The sequence below is a fragment of the Streptomyces sp. NPDC036815 genome (genome assembly GCF_055609205.1).
This window is the reverse complement of the sequence record NZ_JBVJPW010000005.1, coordinates 18366-39929: the sequence shown is the minus strand read 5'-3', so window position 1 is coordinate 39929 and position 21564 is coordinate 18366. Positions and strand designations below refer to the sequence as shown.

At 71.7% G+C, this 21564-nt stretch carries 21 protein-coding genes; 11 read left to right on the top strand and 10 right to left on the bottom strand.

Features of this window, described 5'->3' with window-relative positions:
- Nucleotides 1-61: 61 nt before the first annotated feature.
- A complete protein-coding gene (locus tag ACZ69I_RS13205) occupies nucleotides 62-766 on the bottom strand; it encodes a histidine phosphatase family protein (protein ID WP_467682658.1) in 705 nt (234 codons plus the stop codon).
- Nucleotides 763-2088: a glutamate-1-semialdehyde 2,1-aminomutase gene (gene hemL, locus ACZ69I_RS13200; RefSeq protein ID WP_470832120.1), complete on the bottom strand. Its 1326-nt coding sequence runs from the start codon at nucleotides 2086-2088 to the stop codon at nucleotides 763-765. Before hemL ends, ACZ69I_RS13205 begins: the two co-directional genes overlap by 4 nt.
- 164 nt (nucleotides 2089-2252) lie before the next feature.
- On the opposite strand from hemL, the gene ACZ69I_RS13195 reads away from it, so the two are divergent.
- Nucleotides 2253-2864 (top strand): hypothetical protein, encoded by a 612-nt coding sequence (locus ACZ69I_RS13195; RefSeq protein ID WP_467682656.1) that lies wholly within the window; start codon nucleotides 2253-2255, stop codon nucleotides 2862-2864.
- A gap of 44 nt (nucleotides 2865-2908) precedes the next feature.
- Here ACZ69I_RS13195 and ACZ69I_RS13190 read toward each other — a convergent pair whose 3' ends face one another.
- The gene (locus tag ACZ69I_RS13190) at nucleotides 2909-3343 is read right to left on the bottom strand and encodes a TIGR03086 family metal-binding protein (RefSeq protein WP_470832118.1); all 435 of its coding nucleotides are present in this window, start codon (nucleotides 3341-3343) and stop codon (nucleotides 2909-2911) included.
- 97 nt (nucleotides 3344-3440) lie between these two features.
- Between ACZ69I_RS13190 and ACZ69I_RS13185 the strand changes: the two genes are divergently transcribed.
- Both ACZ69I_RS13185 and ACZ69I_RS13180 read left to right on the top strand, forming a co-directional pair.
- A complete protein-coding gene (locus tag ACZ69I_RS13185) occupies nucleotides 3441-3947 on the top strand; it encodes a GNAT family N-acetyltransferase (RefSeq protein WP_470832116.1) in 507 nt (168 codons plus the stop codon).
- A 525-nt stretch (nucleotides 3948-4472) separates the two neighbouring features.
- Nucleotides 4473-5939 carry an MFS transporter gene (locus ACZ69I_RS13180; RefSeq protein WP_470832114.1) on the top strand — a complete coding sequence of 489 codons (1467 nt, stop codon included), beginning with the start codon at nucleotides 4473-4475 and terminating at the stop codon, nucleotides 5937-5939.
- A gap of 32 nt (nucleotides 5940-5971) precedes the next feature.
- Here the strand turns inward: ACZ69I_RS13180 and ACZ69I_RS13175 are convergent, their stop codons facing one another.
- The gene (locus ACZ69I_RS13175) at nucleotides 5972-6496 is read right to left on the bottom strand and encodes a MarR family winged helix-turn-helix transcriptional regulator (RefSeq protein WP_470832112.1); all 525 of its coding nucleotides are present in this window, start codon (nucleotides 6494-6496) and stop codon (nucleotides 5972-5974) included.
- A gap of 108 nt (nucleotides 6497-6604) precedes the next feature.
- Between ACZ69I_RS13175 and ACZ69I_RS13170 the strand changes: the two genes are divergently transcribed.
- From ACZ69I_RS13170 to ACZ69I_RS13160, 3 genes are all read left to right on the top strand, one after another.
- A complete protein-coding gene (locus ACZ69I_RS13170; protein WP_467682651.1) occupies nucleotides 6605-6940 on the top strand; it encodes a YnfA family protein in 336 nt (111 codons plus the stop codon).
- Nucleotides 6941-7024: 84 nt separating this feature from the next.
- A complete protein-coding gene (locus ACZ69I_RS13165; protein WP_470832110.1) occupies nucleotides 7025-7789 on the top strand; it encodes an SDR family NAD(P)-dependent oxidoreductase in 765 nt (254 codons plus the stop codon).
- Nucleotides 7790-7791: 2 nt separating this feature from the next.
- The gene (locus ACZ69I_RS13160; protein ID WP_467682668.1) at nucleotides 7792-8001 is read left to right on the top strand and encodes a hypothetical protein; all 210 of its coding nucleotides are present in this window, start codon (nucleotides 7792-7794) and stop codon (nucleotides 7999-8001) included.
- Nucleotides 8002-8008: 7 nt separating this feature from the next.
- On the opposite strand, the gene ACZ69I_RS13155 is transcribed toward ACZ69I_RS13160, so the two are convergent.
- Nucleotides 8009-9202 (bottom strand): RtcB family protein, encoded by a 1194-nt coding sequence (locus tag ACZ69I_RS13155; RefSeq protein ID WP_470832109.1) that lies wholly within the window; start codon nucleotides 9200-9202, stop codon nucleotides 8009-8011.
- Between the two features lie 181 nt (nucleotides 9203-9383).
- Between ACZ69I_RS13155 and ACZ69I_RS13150 the strand changes: the two genes are divergently transcribed.
- From ACZ69I_RS13150 to ACZ69I_RS13140, 3 genes are all read left to right on the top strand, one after another.
- Complete coding sequence (locus tag ACZ69I_RS13150; protein ID WP_470832107.1) at nucleotides 9384-10289, top strand: DUF3558 domain-containing protein; 906 nt, start codon at nucleotides 9384-9386, stop codon at nucleotides 10287-10289.
- A 144-nt stretch (nucleotides 10290-10433) separates the two neighbouring features.
- Nucleotides 10434-11363 (top strand): prolipoprotein diacylglyceryl transferase, encoded by a 930-nt coding sequence (locus ACZ69I_RS13145; RefSeq protein ID WP_470832105.1) that lies wholly within the window; start codon nucleotides 10434-10436, stop codon nucleotides 11361-11363.
- A 175-nt stretch (nucleotides 11364-11538) separates the two neighbouring features.
- On the top strand, nucleotides 11539-12873 hold the full coding sequence (locus ACZ69I_RS13140; RefSeq protein ID WP_470832103.1) for a DUF2637 domain-containing protein: 1335 nt from the start codon (nucleotides 11539-11541) through the stop codon (nucleotides 12871-12873).
- A gap of 7 nt (nucleotides 12874-12880) precedes the next feature.
- On the opposite strand, the gene ACZ69I_RS13135 is transcribed toward ACZ69I_RS13140, so the two are convergent.
- Nucleotides 12881-13096, bottom strand: coding sequence for a hypothetical protein (locus ACZ69I_RS13135; RefSeq protein ID WP_467682645.1), 216 nt, complete (start codon nucleotides 13094-13096; stop codon nucleotides 12881-12883).
- A gap of 103 nt (nucleotides 13097-13199) precedes the next feature.
- Nucleotides 13200-14963, bottom strand: a complete 1764-nt coding sequence (gene lysS, locus ACZ69I_RS13130) for a lysine--tRNA ligase (RefSeq protein WP_470832441.1) — start codon at nucleotides 14961-14963, stop codon at nucleotides 13200-13202.
- Between the two features lie 160 nt (nucleotides 14964-15123).
- Here lysS and argS point away from each other — a divergent pair, with 160 nt between their 5' ends.
- On the top strand, nucleotides 15124-16887 hold the full coding sequence (gene argS / locus ACZ69I_RS13125) for an arginine--tRNA ligase (RefSeq protein WP_470832101.1): 1764 nt from the start codon (nucleotides 15124-15126) through the stop codon (nucleotides 16885-16887).
- A 43-nt stretch (nucleotides 16888-16930) separates the two neighbouring features.
- On the opposite strand, the gene ACZ69I_RS13120 is transcribed toward argS, so the two are convergent.
- The 3 genes from ACZ69I_RS13120 to ACZ69I_RS13110 all read right to left on the bottom strand — a co-directional run bounded on the left by ACZ69I_RS13120 (nucleotide 16931) and on the right by ACZ69I_RS13110 (nucleotide 20714).
- Nucleotides 16931-17872, bottom strand: coding sequence for a hypothetical protein (locus ACZ69I_RS13120; protein ID WP_470832100.1), 942 nt, complete (start codon nucleotides 17870-17872; stop codon nucleotides 16931-16933).
- A 111-nt stretch (nucleotides 17873-17983) separates the two neighbouring features.
- Complete coding sequence (locus tag ACZ69I_RS13115; RefSeq protein ID WP_470832098.1) at nucleotides 17984-19198, bottom strand: aminotransferase-like domain-containing protein; 1215 nt, start codon at nucleotides 19196-19198, stop codon at nucleotides 17984-17986.
- A gap of 139 nt (nucleotides 19199-19337) precedes the next feature.
- Nucleotides 19338-20714 carry a helix-turn-helix domain-containing protein gene (locus ACZ69I_RS13110; protein WP_470832096.1) on the bottom strand — a complete coding sequence of 459 codons (1377 nt, stop codon included), beginning with the start codon at nucleotides 20712-20714 and terminating at the stop codon, nucleotides 19338-19340.
- Nucleotides 20715-20895: 181 nt separating this feature from the next.
- Between ACZ69I_RS13110 and ACZ69I_RS13105 the strand changes: the two genes are divergently transcribed.
- Nucleotides 20896-21537: a DUF4232 domain-containing protein gene (locus tag ACZ69I_RS13105; RefSeq protein ID WP_470832095.1), complete on the top strand. Its 642-nt coding sequence runs from the start codon at nucleotides 20896-20898 to the stop codon at nucleotides 21535-21537.
- Nucleotides 21538-21564: the final 27 nt, after the last annotated feature.

Sequence of the window (21564 nt, the reverse complement as noted above, 5' to 3'; positions counted from 1 at the left end):
TTACCGAGAAGGGACATACAGTTGCCGCGCGATTACACGCGGTCGATCACGGGCCGTTTTATCAGGCCCCGAATGCCTTGCCGTTGCCCTTATTCCTGCCCTTCACGGGCTTGGCGCCGGCGAGGAGATGTGCGGGCACGAGATCCCGGGCGGGCTCGCTGTAACCCACCGAAACGATCTTGTCGCCGCGATAGGTGAACGACGTCAGCGACGCCAGCGTGCACTGCCGCTTGCGCGGGTCGTGCCACAGCCGCCGCTTCTCCACGAAGCTGCGCACGATCCAGATCGGCAGCTGGTGGCTCACGCACACCGCCTCGTGCCCGCGGGCCGCGTCCTTCGCCGCGTCCAGGGCGCCCATCATCCGTACGACCTGCTCGATGTACGGCTCGCCCCAGGACGGCTTGAAGGGGTTGACGAGGTGCTTCCAGTTGTCCGGGTTCTTCAGCGCGCCGTCGCCCACCCCGAAGGTCTTGCCCTCGAAGACGTTGCCCGCCTCGATGAGCCGCCCGTCGGTGGCGAGGTCGAGGCCGTGCACCTTGGCGATCGGCGTGGCCGTCTCCTGCGCGCGGTCCAGCGGCGAGGCCACGACGTGCGTGACGTCGCGCCGGGCCAGGTGCTCGGCGACGCGGTCGGCCATCTGGCGGCCCAGCTCGGACAGGTGGTAGTCGGGCAGCCGCCCGTACAGGATCCCGTCGGGGTTGTGCACCTCACCGTGGCGCATCAGGTGGACGACGGTCAGCTCGTCGCCCGCTGCGGTGCCGCTCATGCGGTGGCCTCCGTCGCTTCCGCGGCCGCGCGCGCGGCAGCCGGCAGGGCGGCGGCGACGCGCTCGACGGCCTGCTCGTCGTGGGCGGTGGACACGAACCAGGACTCGAAGGCCGACGGCGGCAGGTAGACGCCCTGCGACAGCATCGAGTGGAAGAACGCGGTGAAGCGGAAGGACTCCTGCGCCTTCGCGCCCTCGTAGTCGCGCACCTCGCGGTCGGTGAAGAAGACGGAGAACATGTTCGACGCGTTCTGCACCCGGTGGGCGACGCCCTCCTTGGTGAGCGCCTCGGTCACCAGCCCGCGCAGCCGCGCGGAGACGGCGTCCACCTTCTCGTACGCCGCGTCGTCCAGGAGCCGCAGCTGGGCGATGCCCGCGGCGGTCGCGACGGGGTTGCCGGACAGCGTGCCCGCCTGGTAGACGGGGCCCGCCGGGGCGAGGTGCGCCATGACGTCGGCGCGGCCGCCGAAGGCCGCCGCGGGGAATCCGCCGCCCATGACCTTGCCGAAGGTCATCAGGTCGGGGCGCACGCCGTCGACGCCGTACCAGCCGGCCTTCGACGTACGGAAGCCGGTCATCACCTCGTCGGAGATGTAGAGGGCGCCGTTCTTGGCGCAGGCGGTCTTGAGGCCCTCGTTGAAGCCGGGCCGCGGCGGCACCACGCCCATGTTGCCCGGCGACGCCTCGGTGATGACGCACGCGATCTCACCGGGGTACTTGTGGAAGGCCTCGTGCACGGCCTCGATGTCGTTGTACGGCACGACGATGGTGTCGCCCGCCTGGGCACCGGTGACGCCGGGGGTGTCGGGCAGCCCGAAGGTCGCCACGCCCGAACCCGCCGAGGCGAGCAGCGCGTCGACGTGCCCGTGGTAGCACCCGGCGAACTTGATCACCTTGGCGCGGCCGGTGAAGCCGCGCGCCAGACGGATGGCGGACATGGTCGCCTCGGTGCCGCTGGAGACGAGCCGCACCTGCTCGACGGGGTCGATGCGGTCGACGATCTCCTCGGCGAGCGCGACCTCGCCCTCGCCCGGCGTACCGAAGGAGGTGCCGCGCGAGACGGCCTCCTGCACGGCGGCGATCACCTCGGGGTGGGAGTGCCCGAGGATCATCGGACCCCACGAACACACGAGGTCGACGTACTCGCGGCCGTCGGCATCAGTCAGGTACGGACCGGTACCGGACACCATGAAACGGGGCGTACCGCCCACAGCGCGGAACGCGCGCACGGGAGAGTTCACACCGCCGGGCGTCACGGCCGCCGCACGGTCGAAAAGAGTCTGCGAAACTGGGGCGCTATACGGGAAGCTCACACGAGCCATGGTGTCAGAGGGCGCGGACATCCTGCGGACAGGTGTTTCACTCCACGTTTTAGCGGGTGAACGTGGGGGAGGTCACTGACACGATGATCGGGTTGCGTGGCGGGGGCCGCGAGGCCTAGAAAAGACAGGGCCGTGCCGCCCTGGCAAAGCAGTCGGGTGGAGATATGCATCGCGGTGGCGGACTGGGCGAGGGGACCGACGGCCTGGGCCCGCGGCGTGCCCGGCGGGGCAAGCACCGACGCGAGGCGGCAGCGGAACCGGCGGCGCAGGCGCCCGACCGGGCGCTCGACGGATCCGGCGAGTCCCGGAGGGACCGGGTGACCAGCAGGAGTGGCGGGGTCGGGGTGACGTACAAGTACTTCGGCGCCCCGGACGGTGCGACCGCCGCCCGCGTGCCCATCTCGATGCGACCCGAGGAGCTCGGCGGCGATGAGCTCGGCATGGGCGGCATGTTCACCAAGATCAAGCCGGAGACGATGGCCGCGATGGTCCTCACCGGCATCGAGGGCATACCCCTGCACAAGGTCCCCCCGCTGGAACTGGTCGTCCTCCACCCCGACTACGCCGTGGTGAAGCTCCCCATGACCGTCGTCGACCCGCTGCGCGGCGTCGGCGAGGAGTCGGTGGGCGCCGCGGCCTTCATCTGGTCCACCGTCCCGGACCGCGGCGGCCCCCGCGACGCCTTCAACGTGTACCAACTCCTGCACGAGTGGCAGGACTTCAGCCACCGCCTGCATGACGCGGGCCATCAGGCGTACTGCCTGGTCTGGCCCTGAGCCTCCGCTCCCCCGCTCCTCCCGGCCCCCTGCGGGCGCGCGCCTCAGTCGCGGCTCCAGCGCGGGTCGCGTCCTGTCCGAGCGAGCAGCAGCTCGAAGTCGGAGGCGCCCTCGGGCGCCGTCGCCGGGTCGCCGAAGACGCCCATCTTCCGTGCGGTGGGGCCGAGTCCGTCGACCGTCTCACGCAGCCGCGCGACCACCACGGCGCTCCCGGCGTCCGGCCGGTACTCCTGCCCCGTGGCGCGGGCCAGGTCCCAGGCGTGCACGGTCAGGTCGAGCAGCGCCATCCGGGCGACCGTCTCGGCGGGCATGCCCATCGCCCCGGTCGTGCCCTCGTCGGCGCCGGGCTCGCTCCAGGCGCGGACGAGCTTCTCCGCCTCCGCGACAAAACGCTCACGCCAGTCGTCGCCCTCGCCGACGTGGTCGGGCGTGGCCGAGAAGTCCGAGTTCCTCTTGGCGGGCCTACGATCCCCCCCCATGGTTCCCCCCAGGCCGGACGCGGCCGCACCGCGCCGACCGCGTACGGGCCGCGCTGAGGGCAGGGGCGTTGTCAGACCCTCCCCCTACCGTGGGGGAATGGAGCGATCACAGGCACCGGAGATGCGGCTCGAACCGTGGGTGGACGAGGGCGGGCTCGCCCTGCTCCTGCGCCTCAACACCCCTGCCATGACGGCACACTTGGGCGGCCCCGAGACGCACGAGAAGGTGGCGGACCGCCACCGCCGCTACCTGGGGCTCGTCGGCAAGGGCCGGATGTTCCGCATCACGCTGGACGGCGAGACGGCCGGCTCGATCGGGTACTGGGAGACGGTCTGGCAGGGCGAGACCGTCTGGGAGACCGGCTGGGGCGTGCTCCCCGAGTTCCAGGGCAGGGGCGTCGCCGCGGGCGCGGCGCGGCTGGTGATCGCGGAGGCGCGGGCGGCGGGGCGCCACCCCGCCCTGCACGCGTTTCCCGCGACGGACCACGGCGCGTCCAACGCGGTCTGCCGCAAGGCGGGGTTCACGCTGCGCGGGGAGGCGAACATCGAGTACCCGAAGGGCAATTGGCACCCCTGCAATGACTGGCGGGTCGCCTTGAGCTGAGCCCGAGCACGCTGGGGCGAGCGCCGCGCGACTCGACGCGGGGGCCTGCCCGGCCGGAGGAGGGGGCCGCCAGGCCGCGGAGGAGCCCACCCACCGAAGGGGCTCGCCAGCCCCGGACACAGGGGCCCGCCCGCCGGTGCAGAGGTCTACCCGCCCGGCGCAGGGGCCCGCTCGGGGCAAGAGACTGCCCGCCCGGCGCACGGGCCCATCCGCCCGGGGCGAAGGCCTGCCCGCCCAGGGCAAGGTCCGCCCGTCCGGCGTGCAAAAGCTCGCCCGACGCAGGGGCCAGCCCGGCACGGACGCAGCGGCCCGCCCGGTCCCGCGCAGGCGCCCGCCCAGCCCGGCACGGAGTCCCCCCGGCCCGGTGCAGGGGCTCACCCCGACCCCCATATCGCCTTGACAGCCCTCGGGCCCTTCCCGCACATTTACCTGCGCCACGCAGATTATGCGCCACACAGCAATATCCCCTGCACCGCCCAACCCGTCCAACCCGTCCACCCCGCCCAACCCGTCCGAAGGACCCCCGTGCCACCGAACACCGACCCCACCGCCACTGCCACCACCGCCACCGCCCAGCCACCGAGCACAACCCGGCACACCCCACCCCTCACCCCCCGAAAACGCTGGGCCGTCCTCGCCGTCGTCCTGGCCGCCGACGTCCTCGACCTCGTCGACGCCACCGTCACCAACATCGCCGCCCCCGCCATCACCGAGGACCTCGGCGCCGGCCCCGCCCTCGTCCAGTGGCTCGGCGCCTCCTACGCGCTGGCCCTCGGCGTCCTCCTCGTCGTCGGCGGCCGACTCGGGGACAAGTACGGGCGGCGGCGCCTCTTCCTGCTCGGTCTCACCGGCTTCACGCTCGCCTCGCTCGCCTGCGGCCTCGCCCCCACCCCCGCGACCCTCGTCGCCGCCCGCCTCGTCCAGGGCGCGTTCGGCGCCCTCGTCATCCCGCAGGGGTTCGGCATCCTCGGCGCCACCTGGCCCCGCGAACACATCGGCAGGGCGTTCGGGCTCTTCGGCCCCGTCATGGGGCTCTCCGCCGTCGGCGGCCCCGTCCTCGCCGGGTTCCTCATCGACGCCGACCTCGGCGGCCTCGGCTGGCGCCCCATGTTCCTGATCAACCTCGTACTCGGCGGCGCCGCCCTCCTCGCCGCCGTCCGCCTCCTCCCGAAGGACTCCGGCGACCCCCGCACCGCCATCGACGGCCTCGGCTCCGTGCTCCTCGGCGCCGCCATGCTCGGGCTGCTCTCCGGCCTCATCCGGGGCTCGGACTACGGCTGGACCGCCACCCCCGCCCTCCTCGTCGGCGCCGGACTCCTCGCCTTCGCGCTCTTCTGCCGCCGCCAGACCGTGGCCGAAAACCCGCTGATCCAGCCCTCGTTGCTGCGCAACCGCGGGTTCACCTCGGGCCTGGCCCTCGGCATCGTCTTCTTCGCCGCCGTCTCCGGGCTGCTCTACGTCATCTCGCTGCACCTGCAGCGCGGCCTCGGCCTCTCCCCCTCCGGCACCGCCCTCGGCCTGCTCCCGCTCTCCGCGGGCATCGTCGCCGCGTCGATCGCCTGCTACCGCCTCATCGGCACGTACGGCCGCACCCTCGTCCTCGCGGGCCTGCTGATCACGCTCACCGGCACCGGCGGCCTGCTCGCCCTGACCGCCGTCTCCGGTACGGACATCCGGACGTGGGCGCTCGCCGCGCCCCTGCTCGTCATCGGCATCGGCATGGGTACCTGCTTCGGCACCGTCTACGACGTCACGATCGGCGACATCGCCCCCGAGGAGGCGGGCAGCGCGAGCGGTTCACTGAGCGCGGTGCAGCAGCTCGCCAACGCCATCGGCGCGGCCACGGTCACCACCGTCTTCTTCACGACCCTGGACGGCGGCCCGGCGCACGCCATGACGGTCAGCCTCGTCGTGGTCGCGGGAGTCACCCTGCTGTGCTGCCCCCTCGTACGCCTGCTGCCGCGCGGGCCGCGAGCAGACCAGCACCGCTGACCACTGGTCCCGCCACGCGGCCCGGCGCGCGGTCAGCCGTCCAGCTCGCCGCCCCGGATGCGCTCCACCTGCGCACCGCTGAACTTCACGGTGCGCCGCATGTGGCCGATGAGCAGGGCCAGTTCGTCGTCGTCGAGCCCTTCGAAGAGCTCGAACCAGCCGCCGCTCAGCTTCCCCCACATCTCCCCGAACTCGGCCGTCCTCTCCGGTACCGCCGCGACGAGCACCCGACGCCGGTCGGCGGCGTCCCGTTCGCGTACGACGTAGCCCGCCTTCTCCAGGCGGTCGACGAGCCGCGTCGCCGAACCCGTCGTGAGCCCGGTCAGCTCCGCGATCCGGCCGGTGGTGACCGGGCCGCTCTCCAGGCTGAGCAGGTTCAGGCACTGCACGTCGGTGGGGTGCAGCTTGAGATGGTCGGCGACGGCCTGGTTGAAGAGGGCGTACGAGGCCATGTAGCGACGGGATTCGACGGAGAGCTCGCCGAGCAGCAGCCCGCGCCGGGCACCGGCGGACCTCGCACCCTTCGCCCCGGCCCTCGTCCCGCTGTCCTTCGCCATGATGGGGAGCACTCCTCCAGGAGCCGATGTCTGCGCCGGACAACAATCGTACGACGCACGCATTCCGTGACGAGGAGCTCCAAGGCCCCGCATGCCACCCTGTCGACCATGCTGATCGTCCGCTCCGCCGCCCTCTTCGTCCTCGCCGCCCTCTTCGAGATCGGCGGCGCCTGGCTCGTCTGGCAGGGCGTGCGCGAGCACAAGGGGTGGGCGTGGGTCGGCGCGGGCGTCATCGCGCTCGGCATCTACGGCTTCGTGGCCACGCTGCAGCCCGACGCCGAGTTCGGCCGCATCCTCGCCGCGTACGGCGGGGTCTTCGTCGCGGGCTCCCTGGCCTGGGGCGCGGTCGCGGACGGCTACCGCCCCGACCGGTGGGACGTGGTCGGCGCCCTGGTCTGCCTCGCCGGAATGGCCGTGATCATGTACGCCCCGCGAGGCGACTGAAGCGCCCGCATATCCTGGCCGGAAGACCGTTCGGAACCACCGCACCGGCACCACCGCCGAGCCCCGCCTGCCCGAGGAGCGCCCATGACCGCCGCAGCCACCCGCATCGCGATCATCACCGGCGCGAGCAGCGGTATCGGCGCCGCCACCGCCCGCGGCCTCGCCGCCGCCGGCTACCGCGTCGTCCTCACCGCGCGCCGCAAGGACCGCATCGAGGCGCTCGCCGCGGAGCTGACCGACGCCGGGCACGACGCGGTCGCGTACGCGCTCGACGTCACCGACCGCGCCGCGGTCGACACCTTCGCGACGGCCTTCAAGAAGATCGCCGTCCTGGTGAACAACGCGGGCGGCGCGCTGGGCGCGGACCCCGTCGCCACCAGCGAACCGGCGGACTGGCGCCAGATGTACGAGACGAACGTCATCGGCACGCTCAACGTGACGCAGGCCCTGCTGCCCGCGCTCACCGCGAGCGGCGACGGCACGGTGGTCGTCCTCTCCTCCACGGCGGGCCACGGGACGTACGAGGGAGGCGGTGGCTACGTGGCGGCCAAGCACGCCGAGCACGTCCTCGCCGAGACCCTCCGCCTGGAGATCGTCGGCACCCCGGTGCGCGTCATCGAGGTCGCCCCCGGCATGGTCAAGACCGACGAGTTCGCGCTGACCCGCTTCGGCGGCGACGCGGAGAAGGCCGCGAAGGTCTACGCGGGCGTCGCCGAGCCGCTCACCGCCGACGACGTGGCGGACACGATCACCTGGGCGGTCACCCGCCCGCCCCACGTCAACATCGACCTCCTGGTGGTCCGCCCGCGCGCCCAGGCGTCCAACACCAAGGTCCACAGGGAGTCGTGACGATGCCGCTCCCCGGCGACGACCCGGGCAGACCCGCCTACTCCGCGGACTCCCCCGACCCCCTCGAACGCCTCACGCACGAGCACGAGTCCCGCCGCCTGACCGAGGAGAAGAAGAACGAACGGATGATGTGGTGGTACCTCGCGTACTTCCTCTTCGGCATCCACATCGTCGCGTTCGTCATGATCTACGCGGTCCGCCACGCGAAGTAGGGGTCCCTCAGCCCTTCACGCAGATGACCTGCTTCAGCTTCGCGACGACCTGCACGAGGTCGCGCTGCTGGTCGATGACCTGCTCGATCGGCTTGTACGCGCCCGGGATCTCGTCCACGACGCCCGAGTCCTTGCGGCACTCGACGCCCCGCGTCTGCTCCTCCAGGTCCTTCGTCGAGAAGCGGCGCTTCGCCGCGCCCCGGCTCATCCGTCGGCCCGCGCCGTGCGAGGCCGAGTTGAAGGACGCCTCGTTGCCGAGACCCTTCACGATGTACGAACCGGTGCCCATGGAGCCCGGGATGATGCCGTAGTCACCGCTGCCCGCACGGATCGCGCCCTTGCGGGTGACCAGCAGATCCATCCCCTCGTAACGCTCCTCGCTGACGTAGTTGTGGTGGCAGGAGATCTCCTGCTCGAACGTCGGCCCGGCCTTCTTGAACTCCTTGCGGATGACGTCCTTGAAGAGCGCCATCATGATCGCGCGGTTGTTCTTCGCGTACTCCTGGGCCCAGAAGAGGTCGTTGCGGTACGCGGCCATCTGCGGGGTCTCCGCGATGAAGACCGCGAGGTCGCGGTCGACCAGCCCCTGGTTGTGCGCGAGTTGCTGGGCCACACCCATGTGATGGTCGGCCAGCTCCTTGCCGATGTTGCGGGACCCGGAGTGCAGCATGAGCCAGACGGAATCGGACATATCGACGCACAGTTCTACGAAATGATTCCCGGAACCGAGCGTTCCCATCTGCTTGACGGCCCGCTCCTCACGGAACTTGACCGCCTCCGCGACCCCCTCGAACCGCCCCCAGAAGTCGTCCCACCCAGCCGTCGCCATCCCGTGGAAGCGCCCCGGCCCCACGGGGTCCTCATGCATGCCCCGCCCCACCGGAATCGCCTGCTCGATCTTGGACCGCAGCCGCGAAAGATCACCCGGAAGGTCGTTCGCGGTCAGCGACGTCCTGACCGCCGACATCCCGCAGCCGATGTCCACGCCTACCGCCGCCGGACACACCGCGCCCTGCATGGCGATCACCGAGCCGACCGTCGCGCCCTTGCCGTAGTGGACGTCCGGCATGACGGCCAGGCCCTTGATCCAGGGCAGCGTCGCCACGTTCTGCAGCTGGCGCATCGCCGCGTCCTCGACGGACCGCGGGTCCGTCCACATCCGGATCGGCACCTTCGCCCCGGGAACCTCTACATATGACATTTCGCCCTCAATCCCCCGTAATCAACTACAAGCCAGGAAGCGCAAATACCGGAGCCAAGGTCAACGAAAGGGGTGACGGACCAGCATCCACGGCAGTGCGTGCGATACACATTGTCTCCATCGGCCGCCCACCAGCGGCAACCCAATATCCAGGCAGAGCCAGGCGAGAGGAGCCATCACGGTGCAGTGGAAGGCCAAGGCCTGTGTCCCGGGCGTCGCCGCACTCCTCGCGGCGATCCTGACCGGCTGCTCCGGCGGGTCCGGCCTCGGCGACGAGGGCGACGACGCGAAGCCGGGCGGCAGCGGCAGTTCGACCGCCGTGGCGCAGCCCGGCAAGTACCGCACGCTCCCCGAACCGTGCGGCGAGGTGGACCACGGCACCCTCGACGCGATGCTGCCCGGCATCGTGGAGATGGAGGACACCGAGCAGCGCGAGAAGGCGTACGAGGGCACGCCCACGGCGACGTACGACACCGACCGGCGCGTGGGCTGCAACTGGAAGATCGAGTCCTCCGGCGCCTCCCACCACCTCCTCGTCGACTTCGAGCGCGTCGTGTCCTACGACGGCACGGTCAGCGACGACGCCCGCGCCGCGGAGGTCTACGCGACGGAGCTGCGCGAGGCGGGGCTGCGCAGGCCCGCGGGAACCGCGTCCGAGGACGGTTCCACCGGCGAGTCCGGCAAGGCCGACGACCCCGAGTCCGGCGACAAGGCCCAGGGCGGCAAGAAGGGCACGAGCGACGACGACAAGGGCAGGAGCGAGGGCAAGAACGGCGGGAGCGGTGAGCAGGAGACGGCCGAGGGCGCGCGGGACGACGGCACCCGGTCGGCCACCCCGCCCCCCGGCCTCGAACCCCGCACCCTTCCCGACCTCGGCGACGAGGCGTTCCTCGACGACGCCCTGACCACCTCCGCCTCGGCCTCCCGTCACCGCACCGTGACTGTGGTGTTCCGCACGTCGAACGTCATCGTGACCATCGAATACGACGAGCAGCCCGGCCGCCGCACGGATGTCCCCGACAGCAAGGAAATGCAGGACAAGGCGCGGGATCTGGCCGACCGGCTGGCCGGCGAGTTCGACGAGTAGCGCCCTGCCGGGGCGGGTGCGGAAGGCCGTCCGGCGCACCCGAACCGGAGCCGCCCGCTGCCCCATGCGCGTACCGTGGCCCCTCGGACCCGACGACGTCACGAGACGAACTGGACGTCACGAGACGAACAGAGTGAAGGAACCATGCACCGACCTGCACAGCGAAAGCGACAGCTCCGCAGCCGCCTCCTCGTCTGCGCGGCCGCCGTACCGGTGATCCTCGTCGCCGGCTGCTCCTCCGACTCCGGCTCCGGCTCCGACGGCGCCAAGAAGGACTCGGGCGCGAAGTCCTCGGCCTCGGCCAAGGGCGACGACAAGGCCGCGAGCGTCGAGAAGGCCGCGTACGCCAAGCTTCCCGAGCCCTGCGACGTCCTGTCGAAGAAGACGCTGGAGGAGCTGGTCCCGAAGGCGAAGGACAAGTCGGGCAAGGCCGGCACGTCCAGCGACACGGCGCTGCGCGGCAGCTGCTCCTGGGACAGCCTCGACAACAACGGCGTGGACGGCTCCCAGTTCCGCTGGCTGCGCGTCTCGCTGCTGCGTTTCGAGTCGGACGCCTCCCTCGGCAGCGGTGCGAAGCGCGCGGAGAACAGCTTCGCCAAGCAGGTCGAGGACGCCAAGGCGACCAAGGACGCCAAGGGCGTCAAGACGGAGCCGGTGCAGGGGGTCGGCCAGCAGGCGACGCTCGTGCGGTACGACCTGAAGAAGGACAAGGACACCTTCAAGCAGCAGACCTTCGTCGCGCGCATGGAGAACGCGGTCGTCACCGTCGACTTCAACGGCGCCGGCCTCGCGGGCGACCAGGCCCCCGACGCGGGCAAGCTGTCGAAGGACGCGCAGCGGGCCGCGAAGGAGGCCGTGGAAGCGGTCGTCTCCGCCAACGGCAGCGGCAAGGCCTCCTCCGGTGCGGGCGAGAAGCCGAAGGGCGACGACTCGAAGACCGAGGCCCCCAAGAAGGACGCTCCGAAGAAGGACGCACCGAAGAAGGACGAGCCGAAGAAGGACGACGGCACGTCCGACGACGCCAAGGCCAAGGCGTCGGACAAGCCCAAGGACAAAGCTGCCAGCAAGTCCTGAACCGGCGCGTTCAGCGCCGACGCCCGCCCTGAGCAGGCGAGTTGACGGAGCCCGGCCCCTCACGGGCCGGGCTCCCGGCGTACCGGCACACGGCCTTCCGCACGCATGTGCCAGGCTGTCGCTCGCAACAAGCCGATACAGGCCTTGAACAGGGAGGGGTTCGCGGGTGGCCGCGATGCAGCTGACACGCACGCACCGGATACTCATCGGCGTGGTCGTCGCCGGAGCGGTCGTCATCGCCGGGATCGGCTTCGCGGGGTCGTACGCGGCCGTGCGCGAACTCGCCGAGGAGAAGGGCTTCGGCGGCTTCTCGGCGGTCTTCCCCATCGGCGTCGACGCGGGCATCTGCGTGCTGCTCGCCCTCGACCTCCTGCTGACCTGGCTGCGCATCCCCTTCCCGCTGCTTCGCCAGACGGCATGGCTGCTCACGGCCGGGACGATCCTCTTCAACGCGGCCTCCAGCTGGGGCGATCCACTCGGTGTCGCGATGCACGCGGTGATCCCCGTGCTCTTCGTGGTGGCCGTCGAGGCGGCCCGGCACGCGGTCGGCCGCATCGCGGACATCACCGCCGACAAGCACATGGAGGGCGTGCGCCTCACCCGCTGGCTGCTCTCCCCCGTGCCCACCTTCAAGCTGTGGCGCCGCATGAAGCTGTGGGAGCTGCGCAGTTACGAGCAGGTCATCAAGCTCGAACAGGAGCGCCTCGTCTACCAGGCGCGCCTGCAGGCCCGCTTCGGCCGCGCCTGGCGCCGCAAGGCCCCGGTCGAGTCGCTGATGCCGCTGCGCCTCGCGCGCTACGGCGTCCCGCTCGCGGAGACCGCCCCGGCGGGCCTCGCCGCGGCGGGCATCGAGCCGGTGCTGCTGCCGCCCGCTCCGGCGGCCCCCGCGGTCCCGGCGGCGCGGCCGTCCGACGAGCCCCGCCAGCCGCAACTGTCCGCCGCACCCGCCGAGTCCGGCCCCGCCCCTGAGTCCGAGCGCGAGCACCAGCCCGACGACCAGCACGAGCCCGAGCCCGCGCAGGATCCCGCGTCCCGCGCGCCCGAGGAGAAGCTCCCGGTGGCCAACCACGCGAGCCCCTGGTTCGCGGAGCACAACGCCTCGTACGCGCCGGTCGCTCCGTACGACGAGTGGTACGCCGAGCAGGAGCGGCAGCAGGCCCATGAGCAGCAGGCGTACGAGCAGGCGTACGAGCAGCCGCAGGAGCAGGCGCCGCAGCCCCATCCCGCGGACCACGGCCCGGAGTTCCCCGTGCCGAACGGCGCCGGCGGCACGCGCCCGCTCGGCGACGGCTCACCGCAGCCGGGCGCCGGCCCCGGCCCCTCCGACGAGGACCTGTATCAGGTGTTCCGGCACTCGATAGAGGGCGAGGGCATGCCGACCCCCGGCGCGTTCGCGGCCAACGCCGAGGCGGCCTTCGGGCTGCGTCTCCAGTCGCGCGAACTCAACCACTACATGGACCAGTTCACGGCCCGCCTGGACAACGAACTCATGGAAGACCACATCGCCTGAACGAGTCTCAGCCCGCGCCCACGCTCTTCTGCCGCTTGCGCGCCGCCTCCCCGTAGAACGCGAGGCCCGTGCCCGCCAGGAAGAGCACGACGTACAGCGGTGTGGGCACGTGCCACCAGTTCTGCAGCACGCCCCAGGCCTCGTCGTCGAACACGCGCCCGGCGACGCCGAGCGCGCCCTGGACTCCGACGATCCATCCGATGATCGCGATGAGTTCCTTCATACGTTCATGATCGCCGCCGGGCGAGGGGTGCGCGTCATGCCTCCGACGGAGCCGCCGGTAGTCCGAAGGGTGCACCCCCGAAGAGGTGCACCCTGGCGAGGAGCTAGGAGCCCAGGAGCTTGCGCACCCGGTCCGCGCCGACGGCGAGGAGCAGGGTGGGCAGTCGCGGTCCGGTCTCGCGGGTGACGAGGAGGCGGTAGAGCAGCGCGAAGAACGAGCGCTGCGCGACCTTGATCTCCGCGGGCAGCTCCTTGGCCGTCGCGTCCGCCGAGAAGCCCGCCTGCACCTTCGGCACGCCGTACACGAGGTGCGTGAGGCCGTCCAGGGACCAGTGCGCGTCGAGGCCGTCCAGGAGCAGCCGCAGCGACTCGCGGCCCGCCTCGTCCAGCGACGACAGCAGCTCCGTGTCCGGCTCCGCGCGCACGATGGTGCGTGCGTCGGCCGGGACCTGGGTGGTGATCCAGTTCTCGGCGCGGTCGAGGCGCGGCCGGGCCTCGTCGAGCGAGGTGATCGGGTCGGACGGGTCGAGCTCGCGCAGGATGCGCAGCGTCTGGTCCTCGGCACCGGCGGTGACGTCCGCGACGGACGCGAGCGTCCGGTAGGGCAGGGGGCGCGGCGTCCGCGGCAGCTCGCGCGCGGCCGTGCGCACGGCGCGCGAGTGCGCGGCGGCGTCGGCGGGCAGCACCGAGCCGTCGGCGACCTTGGACTCCAGCTTGTCCCACTCGTCGTAGAGCCGCTGGATCTCCTGGTCGAAGGCGATCTTGAAGGACTGGTTGGGCCTGCGGCGGGCGTACAGCCAGCGCAGGAGCGGCGCCTCCATGATCTGCAGGGCGTCGCCGGGGGTCGGCACGCCGCCCTTGGAGGACGACATCTTCGCCATGCCGGAGATGCCCACGAAGGCGTACATCGGGCCGATGGGCTGTACGCCGTCGAAGATCTGGCGCACGATCTGGCCGCCGACGACGAAGGAGGAGCCGGGGGACGAGTGGTCCACGCCGGACGGCTCGAAGACGACGCCCTCGTAGGCCCAGCGCATCGGCCAGTCGACCTTCCAGACCAGCTTGCCGCGGTTGAACTCGCTCAGCCGGACGGTCTCGCCGAAGCCGCACGCCGTGCAGGTGTAGACGAGCTCGGTGGTCTCGTCGTCGTAGGAGACGACGGTCGTCAGGTCCTTCTCGCACTGCCCGCAGTACGGCTTGTACGGGTAGTACCCGCCGGTGCCGCCGCTGCCGTCGTCCTCGCTCGCGGCGCCGGAGCCCTCGGCGGCCTCCAGCTCGGCCTCGTCGACGGGCTTCTGCGACTGCTTGCCGCCCTTGCCCGCCTTGGCCGGGTCCTTCTTGGTGCGGTACTGGTCGAGGATCGCGTCGATGTCGCCGCGGTGCTTCATCGCGTGCAGGACCTGCTCGCGGTAGACGCCCGAGGTGTACTGCTCGGTCTGGCTGATCCCGTCGTACTCCACGCCGAGCTCGTCGAGCGCCGCGGTCATGGCCGCCTTGAAGTGCTCGGCCCAGTTCGCGTACGCGGAGCCGGCGGGGGCGGGCACGGAGGTCAGCGGCTTGCCGATGTGCTCGGCCCAGGACTCGTCGACGCCGGGGACGCCGGCCGGGACCTTGCGGTACCGGTCGTAGTCGTCCCAGGAGATCAGGTGGCGGACCTCGTGCCCGCGGCGGCGGATCTCGTCGGCGACCAGGTGCGGGGTCATGACCTCGCGGAGGTTGCCCAGGTGGATGGGGCCGGAGGGGGAGAGTCCGGATGCCACGACGACGGGTTTGCCCGGCGCACGACGCTCCGACTCGGCAATGACCTCGTCCGCGTAGCGGGAGACCCAGTCGGCGGTATCTGTGCTCTGAGCTGCCACGATCGGCACGTCCTCTTGTTTCCTCGGCATTCTCGGAATCTGGCGTCAGCCATTGTCCCAGACGGAAGGAGCCGCTCCGGGGTTGCTCTTATCCAGGAGAAACGGTGTCCACGCTCATGGGACACTTGGCACTCACCCCGACGCACCCCATTTACGAGAACGGAAGCTCATGGCCCCGGTCACGTCCCTCACCGCCTCCGTCCACCAGCGCCTCGCGGACGCCCTCTCGGCTGCCCTGCCGGAGGCCGGCGCCGCGGACCCGCTGCTGCGACGTAGCGACCGGGCCGACTTCCAGGCCAACGGCATCCTGGCGCTCGCGAAGAAGGCGAAGGCGAACCCGCGGGAGCTCGCGACGCAGGTCGTCGAGCGGATCACCAACGGCGACCTGCTGGCCGATGTCGAGGTCTCGGGCCCCGGCTTCCTGAACGTCACGGTCACCGACCGGGCGATCACCGAGACCCTCGCGGCGCGCGCCGCCGACGGCGACCGGCTCGGCGTCCCGCTGAACCCGGCCGCGGGCACGACGGTCATCGACTACGCCCAGCCGAACGTGGCGAAGGAGATGCACGTCGGCCACCTGCGCTCCGCCGTCATCGGCGACGCCCTGCGCCACATGCTGGACTTCACCGGCGAGAAGACGATCGGCCGCCACCACATCGGCGACTGGGGCACCCAGTTCGGCATGCTCATCCAGTACCTGATCGAGCACCCCGACCAGCTGGCCCCGGCCGACGAGGTCGACGGCGAGCAGGCGATGAGCAACCTGAACCGCGTCTACAAGGCGTCGCGCGCGGTCTTCGACGCGGACGAGGAGTTCAAGGAGCGGGCCCGCAAGCGGGTCGTCGCCCTGCAGTCCGGCGACCAGGAGACGCTCGACCTGTGGCAGCGCTTCGTCGACGAGTCGAAGGTCTACTTCTACTCGGTCTTCGAGAAGCTCGACATGGAGGTCCGCGACGAGGAGATCGTCGGCGAGTCCGCGTACAACGACCTGATGCCGGAGACGGCCCGCCTCCTGGAGGAGTCCGGCGTCGCCGTCCGCTCCGAGGGCGCGCTCGTGGTCTTCTTCGACGAGATCCGCGGCAAGGACGACCAGCCCGTCCCGCTCATCGTGCAGAAGGCCGACGGCGGCTTCGGGTACGCGGCGTCCGACCTCTCCGCGATCCGCAACCGCGTCCTCGACCTCAGTGCGTCGACCCTGCTCTACGTGGTGGACGTGCGGCAGTCGCTGCACTTCAGGATGGTCTTCGAGGCGGCCCGCCGGATGGGCTGGCTGAACGACGACGTCACCGCGCACAACATGGGCTACGGCACGGTGCTCGGCGCGGACGGCAAGCCGTTCAAGACCCGTGAGGGCGAGACGGTGCGCCTGGAGGACCTGCTCGACGAGGCGGTCGAGCGGGCGACGGCGGTCGTGCGGGAGAAGGCAGATAAGGTCGGCCTCTCCGAGGAGGAGATCGTCGAGAACGGCCGGTACGTGGGCATCGGCGCCGTGAAGTACGCGGACCTGTCGACGTCGGCGAACCGCGACTACAAGTTCGACCTGGACCAGATGGTCTCCCTCAACGGCGACACGTCGGTCTACCTCCAGTACGCGTACGCCCGGATCAAGTCGATCCTGCGCAAGGCCGAGGGCGTGGGCCCCGTCGCCCACCCCGAGGTGGAACTCGCCCCGGCGGAGCGGGCGTTGGGCCTGCACCTGGACGCGTTCGGCGAGCTGATCGCGGACGCCACCGCGGAGTACGCGCCGCACAAGCTGGCGGCGTACCTGTACCAGCTGGCGTCGCTCTACACGACGTTCTACGACCAGTGCCCGGTCCTGAAGGCCGACACCCCGGCGCAGGTCGAGAACCGCCTGTTCCTCTGCGACCTCACGGCGCGGACGCTGCACAAGGGCATGGCGCTGCTCGGCATCAGGACGCCCGAGCGCCTCTGACGCCCGAGCGCCTCTGACGCCCGGGCGGTCCTGACGGGGCGGGTCAGGCGTAGTAGTGGATGGTGCCGTTCAGCGCGGCGGTGCCACCACTGCCGCAGATCTGCCGGAACGTCGCGGCGAACGCCTTCAGTTCACCGGCTCCGTCCAGGGCGAGCTTGGTGACCTTGAACTCGCCCGACGTGGTGTTGCAGCCGCGGCCGTCGCCGGAGACGTCGAGCTCCGCGAGACCGTCGTCGCCGAAGCGGTTGGCCCGGTAGGTCGTGCCGACCTCCAGGGTCTGCCCCTTCGGCGCGCCGATGTCGGCGGACCAGTCGTCGCGCTTCCCGGAGACCGTGTAGTGCACCCGGGAGGCGTCGCCGGTCGCCTTGAAGGTGCTGGTGGAGCCGGTGTAGCCGACGGTGCGGCCGCCGCCGATGTAGTCGCCGGGGTCGCTCTGGAAACGGTACGAGAGCGGGTGGGCCCGGTACTTGACGGTGCCCTTGAGCGCGGGGGCCGTGGCGCTCTCGCAGTTCTGGGTGAACGACGCGTCCAGGAGCGTGACCTCGCCGTCCGCGTCCGTCTCGATCTGGTCGACCGAGAACTGCCCGAACACCTCGTTGCAGCCGCGGCTGCCGCCGCTGACGTCGAGGCCGGGCGAGCGGCCGGTGCGGAACGCGGCGCGCTCGGCGCCCCGGTAGACGCCGGGGCGCAGCTCCTCGCCCCGGGGCGCCGCGATGTCGATGCTCCACCCCGCGTCGGGCAGCCGCACCGTCAGGGCCTCCGCGGTGCCGCTGAGCCGCACCGGAGTCTGCGGTTCCTTGTACGTGCCCGACGCGCCCTGGCCGATGTAGTCGCCCGCCGCGCTCTTGTACGTGTACGAGCTGACGGCGACCGGCTCACCGGCGGCGGCGTGCGCGGGGGCGGCGACGGCGAGCAGGCCGCCCACCACCGCGACGCCGGTCAGAGCGCGCCGGAGTCTCTTGCTGGGCAGAGCTGAACTGCGCATGGCTGATCCCCTCGGTCCGGAGCATCCGCACTCCCCGGGCGGATGCACTCTCCACAGTGATCACCCTAGGCACAGAAACCGACAACTACCGCTACTGTCACACGAGTTCGCTCACTCTTCACCCAGCGCACGGCCCAGGCGCCGCAGCCCTTCCGCGATCTCGTCCGGCGTCTGCGTCACGAAGCACATCCGCAGCGTCGCCCGGTCCGGTTCGCCCGCGAAGAACGGGGCGCCGGGGACGTACGCCACCCGGTGCGTGATGACCGTCCGCAGCAGCTCCGTCGTGTCGTATCCCTCGGGCAGCCGCGCCCACACGAACATGCCGCCCTCCGGCCTGAGCCAACTGGAGCCCCGCGGAAGGGAGTCGGCCAGGCCCGCGAGCATCGCGTCGCGGCGGTCGCGGTAGACGCCCGCGACCCGGGCGACATGCGCGTCCAGGTCCCGGTCCGCGAGGTAGCGCGCCGCGGCGAGCTGGTTGACGGTGGGCGTGTGCAGGTCCGCGGCCTGCTTGGCGACGGCGCAGGCGCGCAGCAGCACGGCGGGCCCGCGCAGCCAGCCGAGCCGCAGGCCCGGCGCCATGACCTTGGAGAAGCTACCGAGGAGGACGGTGCGGTCCGCGGCCCCGGGGTACGTGGCGATCCACGGCGCGCGCTCGCCCTCGAAGCGCAGCTCCCCGTACGGGTCGTCCTCGACGATCCACAGCCCGCGCCGCCCGGCGACCCCGGCGATCGCCGCGCGCCGCTCGGCGGGCAGGGTGCGGCCGGTCGGGTTCTGGAAGGTGGGGACGGTGTAGAGCAGCTTGGGGCGGTGCAGGGCGACGAGTTCGTCGAGGGCGGCGGGGTCGATGCCGGACGCGTCGCAGGGCACGGGCACCACGCGCGCGCCCGCGAAGGCGAAGGCCTGAAGTGCCGCCAGATAACAGGGGTTCTCGACCAGGACGGTGTCGCCGGGCTCGATCAGCGCGGTCGCGAGCAGCGAGAGCGCCTGCTGCGATCCGGTGGTGACGAGCACGTCGTCGGCGTCGGTCGGCAGTCCGCGCACGGCCGTGCGCCGCGCTATCGCGGCACGCAGCGCGGGTTCGCCCTCGGTCGTGGAGTACTGCAGCGCCCGCTCGGGCGTCTCGTCGAGCACCGCGCGGAACGCGGCCGCGATGCCCTCGCCGTCGAAGAGGCCCGGCGCGGGCAGCCCGCCCGCGAAGTTGATGACGTCCGGCCGTGCGGTGACCGCGAGGATGTCCCGTACCGGCGATCCGCCCACCGACGTGGCGCGCGCGGCGAGCGGCGGGGTGGGGGCTGCGGCGGTGGGGGACGGCTCGGTGCGGCTCACGGCGGGCTCCTTCGGCTCGGACGGCGCCGCCCGCACCCTGTGTCGGACGGCGTCGCCCGCACCCTAAACACGTGGATGCCCGCTACACGCGCCATTCCGGGATGCGGACGAGGCCGTACCGGGGCGTCCCCACCGGGGCTCAGCCGTCCTGCAGTTGCCGCTCCCACCGGGCCGCGCCGGGCGGCCAGCCGTAGGTGGGCCGGCCGGCGCTGCTGCTGGTGCGGAAGGGCTTGTTCTGGTCGTCGACCCGGAGCATGCCGTGCCGCTGCCCGCTCGACCACCGCAGTTCCAGGTACCAGCGCACGTCGTGCGACGCGACATCGGCGTTGATGTAGAAGACCTCGGGGTCGTTCTCGCTGACCTTGTACGGGAAGTCGCGCTGGCCGTTCTTCGGCGTGACGCGGGGCGACTCGTCGTCGAGGTCGACGTGGAAGGACTTGGTGGACACGGTGCCGCCACAGCCGGTCGCCATCTGGAAGTTGTTCCAGGCCAGTGGCGCGCTGGTGCTCTGCACGCGGACGTCCATGCCCTCCAGGACGACGGTCTCCTTGCCGAGGCCCTGCACGGTCACCTCGATGTACTGGCTGCCGGACGAGACAGCGCCGAGGTCGCCGACCCAGCCGGGCGTGTCCTGGACGGCGGGCTGCTGCGGCACCTCGCCGGGCTTCCGGTTGACCAGGAAGTCCATGCCGCAGGGGTCGTCGAAGGCGTACGGCTTGGTGCGCGTCGTCACCAGGTCGATGTCGCTCTGCACGCTGCCGGTGTCGGGCCCCTTGCCCCCGCCCCGGGAGGCGTCGGGCGACGGGCCGCCCTTCTTGGAGGGCGAGGCGGAGGAGCCGCCCTTCTTGCCCTTGCCGTCGTCCTTGTCCTCCTTCGTGTCCTCGTCCTTGGCGCCGCCCTTGCCGGGGGCGTCGGACGGACCGGTGCTCGGACCCGACGCCGCGGCGGAGCTCGGGGTCCGCTTGTGCCCGTCGTCGTCACGGCCGTTCAGGGCGAGGGCGACGGAGGCGAGGCCGACGACCGCGGCGACGGCGGACGCCAGGACGATGGTGCTCCGCCTGCGCGAGCGGCTGGGCGGGTCGCCGGGCTCGGAGCGCTGCGACGGGGAGTCCCTCCCAGCCTCCACCTCCGGCTCGGGCTCGGGGTCGGGCTCCCGGTCGGGCTCCGGGGTACGAGGGGCAGAAGGCTGCTGCCCGGCGGGGGATCGCTGTGCGGCGGCGGCTCGCTGCGCGGCGGCGGCTCGCTGCGCGGCGGTGGATGGTGGTGGTGGCTCCGGCTTGCGCCGCCGGTCCGCGTCCGCGAGGATCCACCGCCGGTGGACCTCCACCAGTTCGTCCGGCGTCGCCTTGCAGAGCCGGGCGAACCGCTCCACCGGAGCGAACTCGGCGGGCACCGCATCTCCGTTGCAGTACCGGTGCAACGTCGACGTGCTCATGTGAAGCCGCTTGGCCAGCACTCCATAGCTGTGCCCGGACCGCTCCTTGAGTTCCCGGAGCAACTCCGCGAGCGATGCCATCTCTGCCCTACCCCATTCCAGTCCGCCGTTCCAGGGCAGTCGTGTCTTCCCTGGTCAGAGTCCGTATGGACGTTCCAGCGTCCCCAACTCCCCCGAGCCCGTGGCGACCGGGACGCCGTACCCCCCCAAGCTTTCGTCATCCAAGCATGTCGCCTCCGGCTCACATCACGAAGGATCAGCCATGTTCCGCACCAGTACCGTTACGAACACCCGTCACACGCTCGCCGTCCGAGCCGTCGCCGCCGCCGCGATCACCGTCGGCAGCCTCACCCTGACGGCTTGCGCGGACGGCACCGGAACCCGGGACGAGGGCGCGGCGACCTTCGCGGCACGGACAGCTGCCAAGCACAGCACGGAGTCGCGGCCTGCCACCAACCGGCGCACCGCGCCGGGCGGGAATCCGGTCACCTGCACGGGCGGCACCGTCGAGGTGAGGGTCACCGAGGTCCCCCGCCCCGTGAACCATCTCCTGATCACCGCCACCAACACCGGCCCCACGCCCTGCTTCGCCTTCGGAGCCCCCTACCTCCGCTTCGACGACGCACAGGCCCCCGCCGCCGCCACGACCGACTCCGTTCCGCAGGCGGTCGTCACCCTGGAGCCCGGGCAGTCGGCGTACGCGGGCGTCATGACCTCGACGGCCGACGGCAGCGGGGCGCACGGCCGCACCGCCCACCGCGTCGGCGTCCTGTTCGCGGGCCGGTCGGTGGACGGCGGCGTCGGCAAGGAGGTGTCCGTGGCGCTGCCCGCGGGCGGTGTGTACGTGGACAGCACGGCGACGACGACCTCCTGGCAGACGTCCCCTGAGGCCGCCCTGACCTGACGGAGTGAACTCCCGCCACCCGCACGG

Bases quoted from the DNA above. Each gene is read 5' to 3' on its own strand.
- ACZ69I_RS13205 (WP_467682658.1), bottom strand. From the start codon at position 766: ATGAGCGGCACCGCAGCGGGCGACGAGCTGACCGTCGTCCACCTGATG.
- hemL (WP_470832120.1), bottom strand. From the start codon at position 2,088: ATGGCTCGTGTGAGCTTCCCGTATAGCGCCCCAGTTTCGCAGACTCTT.
- ACZ69I_RS13195 (WP_467682656.1), top strand. From the start codon at position 2,253: ATGCATCGCGGTGGCGGACTGGGCGAGGGGACCGACGGCCTGGGCCCG.
- ACZ69I_RS13190 (WP_470832118.1), bottom strand. From the start codon at position 3,343: ATGGGGGGGGATCGTAGGCCCGCCAAGAGGAACTCGGACTTCTCGGCC.
- ACZ69I_RS13185 (WP_470832116.1), top strand. From the start codon at position 3,441: ATGGAGCGATCACAGGCACCGGAGATGCGGCTCGAACCGTGGGTGGAC.
- ACZ69I_RS13175 (WP_470832112.1), bottom strand. From the start codon at position 6,496: ATGGCGAAGGACAGCGGGACGAGGGCCGGGGCGAAGGGTGCGAGGTCC.
- ACZ69I_RS13170 (WP_467682651.1), top strand. From the start codon at position 6,605: ATGCTGATCGTCCGCTCCGCCGCCCTCTTCGTCCTCGCCGCCCTCTTC.
- ACZ69I_RS13165 (WP_470832110.1), top strand. From the start codon at position 7,025: ATGACCGCCGCAGCCACCCGCATCGCGATCATCACCGGCGCGAGCAGC.
- ACZ69I_RS13160 (WP_467682668.1), top strand. From the start codon at position 7,792: ATGCCGCTCCCCGGCGACGACCCGGGCAGACCCGCCTACTCCGCGGAC.
- ACZ69I_RS13155 (WP_470832109.1), bottom strand. From the start codon at position 9,202: ATGTCATATGTAGAGGTTCCCGGGGCGAAGGTGCCGATCCGGATGTGG.
- ACZ69I_RS13145 (WP_470832105.1), top strand. From the start codon at position 10,434: ATGCACCGACCTGCACAGCGAAAGCGACAGCTCCGCAGCCGCCTCCTC.
- ACZ69I_RS13140 (WP_470832103.1), top strand. From the start codon at position 11,539: ATGCAGCTGACACGCACGCACCGGATACTCATCGGCGTGGTCGTCGCC.
- ACZ69I_RS13135 (WP_467682645.1), bottom strand. From the start codon at position 13,096: ATGAAGGAACTCATCGCGATCATCGGATGGATCGTCGGAGTCCAGGGC.
- argS (WP_470832101.1), top strand. From the start codon at position 15,124: ATGGCCCCGGTCACGTCCCTCACCGCCTCCGTCCACCAGCGCCTCGCG.
- ACZ69I_RS13120 (WP_470832100.1), bottom strand. From the start codon at position 17,872: ATGCGCAGTTCAGCTCTGCCCAGCAAGAGACTCCGGCGCGCTCTGACC.
- ACZ69I_RS13110 (WP_470832096.1), bottom strand. From the start codon at position 20,714: ATGGCATCGCTCGCGGAGTTGCTCCGGGAACTCAAGGAGCGGTCCGGG.
- ACZ69I_RS13105 (WP_470832095.1), top strand. From the start codon at position 20,896: ATGTTCCGCACCAGTACCGTTACGAACACCCGTCACACGCTCGCCGTC.